This window comes from Rhodococcus jostii RHA1, from assembly GCF_000014565.1.
Lineage (GTDB): Bacteria > Actinomycetota > Actinomycetes > Mycobacteriales > Mycobacteriaceae > Rhodococcus_F > Rhodococcus_F jostii_A.
In genome coordinates this window covers 4365646-4376876 of the sequence record NC_008268.1, presented here as the reverse complement: position 1 = coordinate 4376876, position 11231 = coordinate 4365646, and the positions used below count along the sequence as shown (strand labels likewise).

At 67.6% G+C, this 11231-nt stretch carries 12 protein-coding genes, 1 tRNA gene and 1 pseudogene; 6 read left to right on the top strand and 8 right to left on the bottom strand.

Translation table 11 applies throughout. The annotated features are described in order from the left end of the window. Nucleotides 1–81: 81 nt before the first annotated feature. On the bottom strand, nucleotides 82–2436 hold the full coding sequence (locus tag RHA1_RS20270) for an MMPL family transporter (protein WP_011596647.1): 2355 nt from the start codon (nucleotides 2434–2436) through the stop codon (nucleotides 82–84). Nucleotides 2437–2486: 50 nt separating this feature from the next. Continuing rightward, the gene (locus tag RHA1_RS20265; RefSeq protein WP_041811767.1) at nucleotides 2487–3089 is read right to left on the bottom strand and encodes a TetR/AcrR family transcriptional regulator; all 603 of its coding nucleotides are present in this window, start codon (nucleotides 3087–3089) and stop codon (nucleotides 2487–2489) included. 121 nt (nucleotides 3090–3210) lie between these two features. Between RHA1_RS20265 and RHA1_RS20260 the strand changes: the two genes are divergently transcribed. From RHA1_RS20260 to RHA1_RS20240, 5 genes are all read left to right on the top strand, one after another. Further along, nucleotides 3211–4026, top strand: coding sequence for a class I SAM-dependent methyltransferase (locus RHA1_RS20260; RefSeq protein WP_009477231.1), 816 nt, complete (start codon nucleotides 3211–3213; stop codon nucleotides 4024–4026). A 135-nt stretch (nucleotides 4027–4161) separates the two neighbouring features. Further along, the gene (locus RHA1_RS20255; protein ID WP_011596645.1) at nucleotides 4162–5232 is read left to right on the top strand and encodes an aromatic ring-hydroxylating oxygenase subunit alpha; all 1071 of its coding nucleotides are present in this window, start codon (nucleotides 4162–4164) and stop codon (nucleotides 5230–5232) included. Between the two features lie 18 nt (nucleotides 5233–5250). After that, nucleotides 5251–5466 (top strand): hypothetical protein, encoded by a 216-nt coding sequence (locus RHA1_RS20250; RefSeq protein WP_009477229.1) that lies wholly within the window; start codon nucleotides 5251–5253, stop codon nucleotides 5464–5466. 15 nt (nucleotides 5467–5481) lie between these two features. Then, a complete protein-coding gene (locus tag RHA1_RS20245; RefSeq protein WP_011596643.1) occupies nucleotides 5482–6441 on the top strand; it encodes a PDR/VanB family oxidoreductase in 960 nt (319 codons plus the stop codon). A 15-nt stretch (nucleotides 6442–6456) separates the two neighbouring features. Continuing rightward, complete coding sequence (locus tag RHA1_RS20240; protein ID WP_011596642.1) at nucleotides 6457–7209, top strand: IclR family transcriptional regulator; 753 nt, start codon at nucleotides 6457–6459, stop codon at nucleotides 7207–7209. Here RHA1_RS20240 and RHA1_RS20235 read toward each other — a convergent pair. Continuing rightward, on the bottom strand, nucleotides 7175–7672 hold the full coding sequence (locus tag RHA1_RS20235) for an RrF2 family transcriptional regulator (RefSeq protein WP_009477226.1): 498 nt from the start codon (nucleotides 7670–7672) through the stop codon (nucleotides 7175–7177). The genes RHA1_RS20240 and RHA1_RS20235 overlap by 35 nt on opposite strands. Nucleotides 7673–7709: 37 nt before the next feature. Continuing rightward, on the bottom strand, nucleotides 7710–8126 hold the full coding sequence (locus RHA1_RS20230; RefSeq protein WP_011596641.1) for a VOC family protein: 417 nt from the start codon (nucleotides 8124–8126) through the stop codon (nucleotides 7710–7712). A 168-nt stretch (nucleotides 8127–8294) separates the two neighbouring features. Here RHA1_RS20230 and RHA1_RS20225 point away from each other — a divergent pair. Further along, nucleotides 8295–9243 (top strand): annotated as a pseudogene (locus tag RHA1_RS20225) (sterol desaturase family protein). Here the strand turns inward: RHA1_RS20225 and RHA1_RS20220 are convergent. From RHA1_RS20220 to RHA1_RS20205, 4 genes are all read right to left on the bottom strand, one after another. Next, nucleotides 9175–9858, bottom strand: coding sequence for a YceI family protein (locus RHA1_RS20220; RefSeq protein ID WP_011596639.1), 684 nt, complete (start codon nucleotides 9856–9858; stop codon nucleotides 9175–9177). The pseudogene RHA1_RS20225 and the gene RHA1_RS20220 overlap by 69 nt on opposite strands. A gap of 70 nt (nucleotides 9859–9928) precedes the next feature. Beyond that, on the bottom strand, nucleotides 9929–10723 hold the full coding sequence (locus RHA1_RS20215; protein WP_011596638.1) for an SDR family NAD(P)-dependent oxidoreductase: 795 nt from the start codon (nucleotides 10721–10723) through the stop codon (nucleotides 9929–9931). Nucleotides 10724–10814: 91 nt separating this feature from the next. Then, nucleotides 10815–10905: transfer RNA gene (locus RHA1_RS20210), tRNA-Ser, on the bottom strand. A 55-nt stretch (nucleotides 10906–10960) separates the two neighbouring features. Further along, a complete protein-coding gene (locus RHA1_RS20205; RefSeq protein ID WP_016884463.1) occupies nucleotides 10961–11152 on the bottom strand; it encodes a CsbD family protein in 192 nt (63 codons plus the stop codon). Between the last annotated feature and the right edge of the window lie 79 nt (nucleotides 11153–11231).

Genomic DNA, 11231 nt, shown 5'->3' with positions numbered 1-11231 from the left:
ACAGAAACGACCGCAGGCCCGCGGATTTTCGGGGCCTGCGGCCCCGTGAGTGGTTGACGAGTCCAGAGACTCCTCAACCACTCACGGGCGCGAAGCGCCTACTAGCGATTCGTCCGCGTCGTGCAGGACCTTCTTCAGTTTCTCGCCCTCGATGTCGACGTTGGGCAGGATCTTGTCCAGCCACTTCGGCAGCCACCACGCCTTGTCGCCGAGCAGTGCCATCACGGACGGGATGATCACCATGCGCACGACGAAGGCGTCGAAGAACACGGCCGCCGCCAGGGCGAAACCGATCGACTTGATGAACGAGTTCGGCTCGGCGATGAAGGCTGCGAACACGGAGATCATGATGACCGCGGCGGCGCTGACCACCCGGGCACCGTGGTTGAAACCGACGGTGACGGCCTGCTTCGCGGTTGCGCCGTGGACGTATTCCTCCCGCATCCGGGTCACCAGGAACACCTGGTAGTCCATCGCGAGACCGAACACGACGCCGATCAGGAAGATCGGCATAAAGCTGACGATCGGCTGCGGGTTGGAGATGATGCCGCCCCAGCCCTCCTGGAACACCGCGACGGTGGCACCGAACGTGGCCGCGACGCTGAGCAGGAAGCCGAGGGTGGCCGTCAGCGGCACGAGCACCGAGCGGAACACCAGCAGCAGCAGGAGGAAGGCGAGGCCCACGACCACCGCGAGGTACGGGATCAGCGCGTCCTGCAGCGTCTCGGACACGTCGCCTTCGAGCGCGGTCTGCCCGGTGACGCCGTAGTTGACGCCGATCGAGTCGTGCAGGTCCGCCTCCGCACCGCGGATGTTGTTCACCAGATCCATCGTCGCCGGATCGCTGGGGGCGCTGCTCGGCGTCACCAGGATCTGCACGGTGTCACCGGCCTTGTTCACGCCGACGACCTGCGCGTTGGACACGTCGTCCTGCGCGGTGATGGTCTTCACGACCTCACCGAACGCCTCCGACGGCGTGCCGGTGGTGACGTCCTTGGCGTCGACGACGACGAGCAGCGGACCGTTCTTGCCGGGTCCGAAGCCTTCGCTCACGAGGTCGTAGGCCTGCCGGGAGCTGGTGGCGGGGTCGCCGGTGCCCTCACTGGGCAGGGCCAGGCTCAGGCCGGTCGCGGGGATGGCGAGCGCCCCGAGCACCACGACTCCGGCGATCAGCGGAATCGCGGGCCTGCGGACCACGGCGCTGATGTACCGGAGGGCGAGGCTCGGCTTGCCCTCGTCGTCCTCGAGGTCACGACTGCTGAGGAACGGGATCTTGCCTGCGAACGCCTTCTTCCCGAACAGTCCGAGGATCGCGGGCAGGAGCGTCAACGCGATCGAGACGGCGATGAACACCGTGAACGCGGCGGCCGCACCCATGTCGGAGAGGAACGGGATGCCGACGACGCGCAGCGCGATCAGGGCGATGATCACCGTGAGACCGGCGAACACCACGGCGGAACCGGCGGTGCCGACGGCACGTCCGGCCGCTTCCGAGCGGTCGTCGGTGAGCGAAAGCTCGTGTCGGAAACGGGACACGATGAACAGCGAGTAGTCGATGGCGACGGCCAGGCCGATCATGATGGCCAGCGTGGGTGTCATCGAGCTGAGGTCGGTGAATCCGGTGGCGACGGTGATTCCGAGGCTGCCGATCATGATGCCGATGATCGCGGTGATCAACGGCAGACCCGCGGCGACCAGCGAACCGAACGTGAGCGCGAGCACGACAGCGGCCACGCCGATACCGACGAGTTCGGTGGCGCCGCCGGGCGGCTCGGCTTCGTTGGCGGCGGAACCACTGATCTCGACGGTCAGTCCGGCGTTGCGGCCGGCGTCGGCCGCGGCCGAGATCTGGTCGCGCAGAGCCTGGTCGACGTCGCCCATGCCGCCCTTGAACGGCACCTCGACGTAGCCGACGGTCTTGTCGGCGTTGAGCGGAGACAGCGCCTGCGCGTTCGCGAGGGCGGCGTCCTCACTGATTCCCTTGTCGGCCGCGGTGGACTTCGCCATCTCGACGAGCTGCTCGTTCGCGGTGACGGGGTTGACCAGTGCCTTCGCGGCGTCGGCGCCCGAGGCGGTGGCGGGATCGACCTTGGCGGCGTCCTGGACCTGTTCGATGCCGCGCACCTTGGCGAGCACCGCGTCCATCGCCTGCTGACTCTGCTCGCTCTCGAGGGTCTGCCCCTCGGGAGCGGCGAACACGTAACGCGCGCTGACGGCGTTCATCGGGTCACTGCCCGCGGCCTCGGGGAAGCGTTCGGCCATCAGGTCCTGCGCCTGCTGCGCGGGGGTGCCCGGGATGGAGAACGAGTCCTTCGTGGGCCCGGACAGCGTTGCCGCGCCGACGCCCATGAGGACCAGGATCACCAACCAGACGCTGAGGACCGCGCCTTTTCGCCGGTAGGCGAATCTGCCGATCCGATAGAGATAGGTGGCCACGAGAGGCTCCTTCTGAGTCGGTGGAACGAAGAGTGATTCGGGGCAGCCGGCTACGGCTGCGGGATTCCCTGACGGAGTTGACGCATGGCGTCGCGGACGAGTTCTTCGGGTCCGCTCGCACCGGACTTACCACTCATCCACAGGTCGAGCGACGCCTTGCACGCCGACCCGACCGCCAGGTGCAGCAGGTTGGGGTAGAGGTCGGTGTCGATGTTCGTGCCCGTGCGTTCGGCGATCACCTCACCGACCAGACGGGTGACGCGCAGGTGCACTTCGGGTTTCTTCGCGAGCAGCGCGGGGCTGGTCTCGACGAGTTCCATCATCACCGCGGTCTCTTCGAGCGGTTTCGCCGGATCGGTGACGATCTGGACCACCACGTGCTCGAGGGAATCCCAGATCGGCTCGTCCTCGGGGCGGGCGCGGAGCAGGTCCACCCAGTCGTGGACGGACTGCTCGAAGTGCGCGAGTACCGCCTCCTCCTTGCTGGAGAAGTAGTTGTGGAACGTCCGAGTCGAGACCCCCGCCTCGGACGCTATGGCGTCGGCAGTGACGCATTCGATGCCCAGCGCGCGGGCCAGGCGTGCGGCGGCGCCGCTGAGGGCTGCGCGCGTGGCGGCCTTCTTGCGGTCCCGCAGTCCGATTTCCGAAATCACTACACCGACGGTACAGAACTTGCAGGGCTCTGCAAATTTGCGCGAGAGTGCAACTTTTATGTGCTTGCCCACAGTCCGCGCAACACTGTGTCGGGAGTCACCGCGGCGTTACGGTGGATTCATGTCCGATCCGACGGCGCCGCTGTCGTTCCGGGCGGACGAGATCGACCGCGCCGCCCTGGACCAACTCGCCGCCGTCCTCGACCTGCAGGCCGCGCGCCCGGGAATCCGGCGACTGCGCGAGTGGTCGCTTGCCGCCCTGCACGTGCAGCCGGGCGAGAGCGCACTCGACCTCGGATCGGGTACGGGGTCGGAGACGCGGGCCCTCGCCGCCGCGGTCACCGCGTCGGGTCGCGCGATCGGGCTCGATCCCAATCCCGGTATGGCCCTCCTCGCCCGGGAGCGGGCCGAGGAGGAGGGCTCGACGGCGCAGTTCGTAATCGGCGACGCCTACTCGCTGCCGTTCCCCGACGACCGCCTCGACGTCGTGCGGAGTGAGCGGGTTTTCCAGCACCTGAGCGAACCGGATCGCGCGGCGGCGGAAGTGGCCCGAGTTCTGCGACCGGGCGGGCGCGGCGTCATCGTCGACAGCGACTGGGGAACCGCGATCATGCACCCCGGCGATCCCGTGGTCCTGCAGAAGATCATGGACGTGATGCTGTCGCACACCGCGAACCCGCACTCCGGACGATTGCTCCCGGGGCAGCTCACCTCCGCCGGGCTCGTCGTCGAGGATATCGGCACGGAGGCGTTGATCCAGGATCCGGGCGACGTGACCGGCCCACTCGTCCAGATGATGACCGCGGCGGCGATCGCCGAGGGGGCAATCACCGACGCGCAGAGCGCCGCACTGCTGGACCAGTTGAACGCCGCCGCCCGCAGCGGCGACTTCCACATGTCGGTGACGATGTTCGCCTACCTCGTTCGCAAGCCCTGACGAAACCCTTCCGACATTCGGAAACCGAGTGTGGTGGATCACCTCCGGTGCCGCACAGTGGTGGAGACGACGCCGACGCACCACCGAGTCTGGCGTCACGAATAACGCAGCAGCCCAGCATATTCCGGAGGCCCCATGTCCACGATCGCCCGCAACCAGTGGTACGTCGCAGCCTACGGCCGTGAGGTCGGACGCGAACTGTTCTCCCGCACCATCTGCGAGGAGCCGATCCTGTTCTGGCGGACCGAGGCCGGCGAGGCCGTCGCGATGAGCGACCGGTGCGTGCACCGCCGCTACCCGCTGTCCGAAGCGCCGAGCCGGCTCGACGGCGACAAGGTGGTCTGCGGCTATCACGGTTTCACCTACGGCAGCGACGGCGGTTGCGTGTTCGTGCCCGGCCAGGCACGCGTCCCCCGCACCGCGCGGCTGCGCTCGTACCAGGTGGTCGAGCAGGACTCGTTCGTGTGGGTCTGGATCGCCGACCCGCAGAACCCCCAGCAGGGCGACCCGACGCGCATCCCCCGCGCGCCGTGGATGGATTCCCCCGACTACACCGTGGTCAGCGGCATGGAACCGATCGACTGCAACTACGGCCTGCTCGTCGACAACCTGATGGACCTGTCGCACGAGACGTACCTGCACGGCGGCTACATCGGCACCCCCGAGGTGGCGGAAACCCCGATCACCACGGAGATCGACGAGGACCGGAACGTCATCTACGTGTCCCGGCACATGGACGACGCCGAGTGCCCGCCGTTCTACTCCAAGTCCACGGGCATCGAGGGACGCATCACCCGCTGGCAGGACATCGAGTACACGCCGCCGTGCCTGTACCTGCTGCACAGCCGCATCGCCCCGATCGGCGCGCCCCTGCCCGGCGACGACGGCTCCGACCCGCACGCGTTCCACAGCGAGATCGTCTACGCGATCACCCCGTCGACGGAGAATTCCACCCTCGACTTCTGGGCCGTGGCCCGCGACTTCGCACTCGGCGACGACGCCGTCACGACGTTCCTCGCCGAGAACAACCGGACCGTCGTGATGCAGGACGTCGTGGCGCTGAACATTCTGCACAAGGCGCTCGACACGGAGAAGGACGGCTACCAGGAGCTGTCGATCAACATCGACGCCGGCGGCCTCGGCGCTCGGCGGATCCTGAAGAAGCTGGTCGACGCGCCGCAGGCCGTCACCGCGGCGGTGGGCTGAGCCGTGGAACCGACGAGGATGCTCCGCGGGGCCAACGTGATGCGCATCGTCTGGCTTCCGGGGTCGGACCTGCTCGAGGGCGAGTGCCACTGCGGCGCGCGCCACGTGGCGGAAGAACCCGCCGCCCTCTGGGAGTGGTTGCTCGCCCACCCCGAGGGACACCACCCCGCCGATCCGCCGGCGCCTGCCACGCCGCTGCCCGCGGCGCCGGAATCCGCTCCCGTTCCCGTCTGACCCGGAGAGACCGCCATGCCTATCCCACCCGAACCCGTGCGCGAGCTGGAGCTGACCTCCAAGACCACCGGCGCCGACGGCGTCGTCGTCCTGGAGTTCCGCGACCCGTCCGGCGCCGCCCTGCCCGCGTGGACGCCGGGTGCGCACATCGATCTGGTGCTGACGCCGGAGCTCACCCGCCAGTACTCGCTGTGCGGCGACCCGGCCGACACCGGGACCTGGCGCGTCGCCGTGCTGCGGGAGGCGATGGGCCGCGGCGGCTCGCAGTTCGTGCACGACAAGCTGAGCGAGGGCGACCACGTCACGGTCCGGGGACCGCGCAACCATTTCGAGCTCGAGCCGTCACCGCGGTACGTGTTCGTCGCGGGCGGCATCGGGATCACGCCGATCCTCACCATGGCGCACGCCGCGGAGAACGCCGGCGCCGACTGGACCCTCGTCTACGGCGGACGCAGCCGCAGTTCGATGGCGTTCGCCGACGCACTCGCCGAGCGGTTCGGCGACCGGGTGGTGGTCCACCCCGAGGACGAGCACGGCCTCATCGACCTACCGGGGCTGCTCGGCGACGTCCGGGAGAACACCCTCGTCTACTGCTGCGGGCCCGCGCCGCTGCTCGACGCCGTCACCGGTCACTGCGACAGCTGGCCGTCCGGCACGCTGCACATCGAGCGCTTCGCGGCGAAGGATCTCGAGGAACCGGTTCGGGCCGAGGGGTTCGAGGTGGAGCTGAGGCTGAGCGGCAAGACCGTGACGGTGGCACCCGAGCAGTCGATCCTGCAGGCCGTCACCGCCGCCGGCGTCCAGGTGCTGTCGTCCTGCGAGGAGGGGACCTGCGGAACCTGCGAGACGGCCGTGCTCGGCGGTACTGTCGATCACCGGGATTCCCTGCTCACAGCGGACGAGCAGGCTGCCAACGACACCATGATGATCTGCGTCTCGCGTGCGAGCTGTCCACGTCTGACGCTGGAACTGTGAGACGGAGAACGAGCAATGGCGATCACCGGATCGGTGACCATTCGCTCCTTGCGGCTCCTCGAGCTCTTCACCCCGTCCACGCCGCGGCTGACCCTCAGCGATCTGTCGCGGAAGTCCGGATACCCGCTGAGCACCGTGCACCGGCTGACCAGCGACCTCATCGAATGGGGCGCCCTCGAACGTGACAGCAGCGGCCGCTTCACGGTCGGGCTCAAGCTGTGGGAGATCGCCTCGCTCGCCCCGCGCGGCACGATGCTGCGCGAACTGGCGATGCCGGTGATGGAGGACCTGTCGCAGATCACGCGGGAGAACGTCCAGCTCGGCATCGCCGAGGGCACCGAGGTCGTGTTCGTCGAACGCATCGCCGGACAGAAGGCCGTGCCCGTCCAGACCCGCGTCGGCGGCAGGTTCCCGCTGACGGCGTCCGGCATCGGCCTCGCCCTGCTCGCGTACATGCCCGCCGACGTGCAGGAGCAGGTGCTGAGCAGGCCGATCGAGAAGTTCACCGACCGGACCGTCACCGACCCCGTCGTTCTGCGGCGGACACTCGCCGAGATCCGCCGATCCGAGGTCGCGATCAGTGATCGTCAGGTGACCATGGACGCGGTCTCCGTCGCGGCCCCGATCTTCGAGCGTCCCGGAGCGGCGGTCGCGGCTGTGTCGCTGGTGGTGTCGGCGGAGAACGCGTCACTGAACGCGCTGGTCCCGCTGGTGCGTGCGGCCGGCCGGACGATCAGCCGCGCGCTGCGCCCTCGTCAGCCGTCGTAGCCGGCCGGGTGCGACGCTCCCAGGCCCCCGGGTCGGACGTCAGGGTGGTGAGGAAACCCGGCAGCTGCCCGTTCGCCACGTCCGCGAGGCTCACGTTTTCGAGCACGGCGCGCAGGTTCACCCGCACCGCGATCCACACGTCCTGCAGTTTGGCGGCCGGCCCGCAGTAGTCGACGTCCTCGGGGCGCTCCCCCCGCACCGACGCCAGCGGACCCTCGACGGTCCGGATGACGTCGGCGATCGTGATGTCCTCGGCGGGCCGGGCCAGCCAGTAGCCGCCGTCGGGTCCGCGTCTGCTGTTGACCAGTCCCCCGCGCCGGAGATCGGCGAGGACGGCCTCGAGGAACTTGTGCGGAATGGTCTGCGACTGTGCCAGGAACTCGGCCTTGGACGGGGACGGCCCGGCAGCGGCCAGTTCGATCAGCGTCCGCACGGCGTAGTCCACCTTTGCGGTGATGTGCACACCGAATTCCTACCATCCAAGTATGAAAACGGGCAACTCACGCTTCGCCGCGCGAACCCAGGACGTCCAGGTAGTGCGGGTTGTACATGACGCCGAGGATGTTGCCGAACGGGTCCACGACGGAGGCGGTGACGAATCCCGACTCTCGTTCGGTGCGCGGCTCGTGCTCTTTCGCCCCCATCGTGAGCAGCTTCTCGACGGCGGCGGTCACGTCGTCGACGTGCCAGAACACCACCACGCCGGACGGGCCGTCCGCGGCTCCGTGCGGGGCGTACCGACGGTCGATGATGCCGAGCTCGTGCTGGTAATCCCCGATCCGGTACTCGATGTACGCCGGGTTCTCGGAGTCGGGGCGTTCGAAGTACGGGGTGATACCGAGCAGGGCGCAGTACCACTCGCGGGCCGCCGGGATGTCGTCGGCGAAGAGGCTGACGGTAATGAGTCCTCGCAACATGATGAGTCCTTTCGCCTGATCCGGTTCTTGCTGACGGAATTCATTCTTCGCGGCAAAGTGCGCATCTCATGATCACTTTTATTTCCCTGTTCGGATCGGGGCGGATAGTGATGCGTGTCACTCCGAGGTACATTGAACTGGACGATCGTCTTGTGTGGAGGAAGCAGCATGTGGGAGACCGTGACGTCGGCGTGGAATTCGGCGCTGCTGACGCCCCTGCACGAGCCGGTGACGCTGGCCATCCCGGCGTTCGTGCTGTTCCTCGCCATCGAATGGTTCGCGGCCCGGCACCTCGAGGACGCGACGTTCGACCCCGACGGACGGTTACGAGCGCCGCGACGCGCGGGCGAGCGTGTCGATGGGCGCCGTGTCAATCCTGACGACCACGTTCTGGAAGCTACTGGCCCTGATCGGGTACTCCGCCATCTGGGTGTACGTCGCGCCGTGGCACCTACCCGCGGACGCCTGGTACACGTGGGTGATCCTCATCCTCGGTGTCGACGCGCTGTTCTACGCGTATCACCGGATGGCGCACCGCATCCGCCTGATCTGGGCCACCCACCAGGCACACCATTCGAGTGAGTACTTCAACTTCTCCACCGCGCTCCGCCAGAAGTGGAACAACAGCGCCGAAATCCTGATGTGGATTCCGTTGCCGCTGATCGGCATTCCGCCGTGGATGGTGTTCATCGGATTCTCCGTGAACCTCGTCTACCAATTCTTCGTCCACACCGAGCGCATCGACAAGCTGGCCCGGCCCGTCGAGTTCGTGTTCAACACTCCCTCGCATCACCGCGTTCACCACGGCTGCGACCCCGAATACCTCGACCGCAACTACGCAGGCATCCTCATCGTGTGGGACCGGATGTTCGGCACGTTCCAACCCGAAACCCACCGCCCCACCTACGGCCTCACCACACCGGTGGGCACCTACAGCATCTGGAAGCTGCAGACCCGCGAATACGGTGCCATCGTCCGCGACTGGCGCCGGGCGTCGTCGTCGCGCGACAAGCTGGGCTACGTGTTCGGGCCGCCCGGCTGGGCGCCGTCAGGAACGCGCGAAGCTGACCAGGAAGTCGACCGTGCCGTTGCCGTCCACGGTCACGAAGCCCAGTGACGGCGGCGTCACACCGAAGTCCGTCCAGGTGACCGGGATGCTGCCCGAGGCGATGAGGTCGTCGCCGGAACGCAGCACGTCGATGTCGACCGTCACCGGACGCGACTGCCCCTTGAGCGTCAGCGTGCCCTGGGCTGAGACCGTTCCCACGGAGCCGTCCGCAGGCAGCCCGGACAGATCGACCGGGGAATCGACGGTGAACGTGGCGGTCGGGAACGTCCCGGTGTCCATGACGTTGCCGCGGAACTGGTTGTCGCGGCGGGACTGATCGGTCGCGATGGTCGCCACCTGCACGGTCACCTCGCCCGCGGTGAGTTTCTCATCCTCGACGGTCGCGTTGCCGGTCACGTCGGCGGTCGACCCGACCACCGTGACGCTCGCGCCGTTGAGGATCTCGTGGACGGTGTACCCCGCCGCAGTCTGGTTGGAGCCCTGACCCGGTGTGACGGTCCACTGCCCGTCGACCGATCCGGTGGCCGCCTCCGCACCCTCGGTCGACACCGAGGCCGCCGGTGCGTCGTCCTCTGCGATGAATTGGCCGTAGAACCACGGTCCCACCAGCACCGCGATCACGACGATGACAACTGCGCCGACCAACCACCACAGCTTTTTCATGAGATCAGGCTAGTTGCAGCTTCAATGGATGTCACTCGGTACGACCTGCGAGAGTGCTGTGAACCGGCGGTCACGGGACGATGGAATCGATATAGCCGCCGTCGACCCGCACCGCGGCACCGGTGGTCGCCGACGCCTGCGCCGAACTGAGGTAGACGACCATGTTCGCGATCTCCTCCGGCTCGATGAGGCGCTGCAGCAACGACTGCGGCCGGTACTTCTTCATGAACTCGCGCTGCGCCTCGTCCCACGGCAGGTCCGTGTCGACCAGGCTGTAGACGAAATCCTCCACACCGCCCGTGTGGGTTGGGCCGGCCAGAACCGAATTGACCGTGACACCCGTCCCCGCCGCCTCTTTCGCGAATCCCCGCGAGACCGCCAGCAGCGCCGTCTTCGACATCCCGTAATGGATCATCTCGGCGGGAATGACGATCGCGGAGTCACTGGCGATGTCGAGGACCCGGCCCCAGGACCGTTCGACCATGCCGGGCAGGACCAGGCGGGTCAGCCGGATCGCGGACAGCACGTTCACCTCGAAGTAACGCCGCCACTCGTCGTCGTCGATCTCCAGGGCCGGCTGGGAGCCGAAGATCCCGAGGTTGTTGACCAGGATGTCGACGCTCGGAACGATCTCCAGGACCCGCCGCGCGCCCTCGTCCGTCGTGACGTCGGCGGCAGCCGGAACGAATTCGCCGTCCGGGACCTCGGCCCGCAGTCGTTCGATCGCCTCGCCCACGGATCTCTCGGTGCGGCCGTTGATCGCCACCCGCGCGCCGGAGCGGGCGAGGCCCGCTGCGATCGCGGCGCCGATGCCCTGCGTCGATCCGGTGACCAGCGCCGTTCTGCCCGTCGAGTCGATGCGCATGTCGGTGCCCCTTCCCTCCAGGACACGCTAACGAACATTCCCGGCCCGGATACACAAAAACTCCCCACCTGCGTGTGCAGGTGGGGAGCTTTGGCGGTGGCGGAGGGATTTGAACCCTCGGACGGGGGTTACCCGTCACACGCTTTCGAGGCGTGCTCCTTAGGCCGCTCGGACACGCCACCGCCGGTGACTTTACCGGATGTGACGCCCGAGCCCGAAATCGCCAGGTGAAGCCGTTTAAGTCAGCTTGTCCTTGAGGTTCTTGGCGGTGTCCTTGACCTTCTCGCCGGCATCCTTCACCGCCGAGGACGCCTGGTCGGCCTTGCCCTCGTCGCGCAGGTCCTGATCGCCAGTGGCTTTGCCGGTGGCTTCCTTCGCCTGGCCCTTGAGGTCTTCCGCCTTGTTCGAAGCTTTGTCTGCGATTCCCACGAGATACCTCCGTGAATCCGATTTCGAACCCGGGGACGGGTCCGGCGGCGCCTCGTCGGCGCCTGTCTCCAGAGAAGCA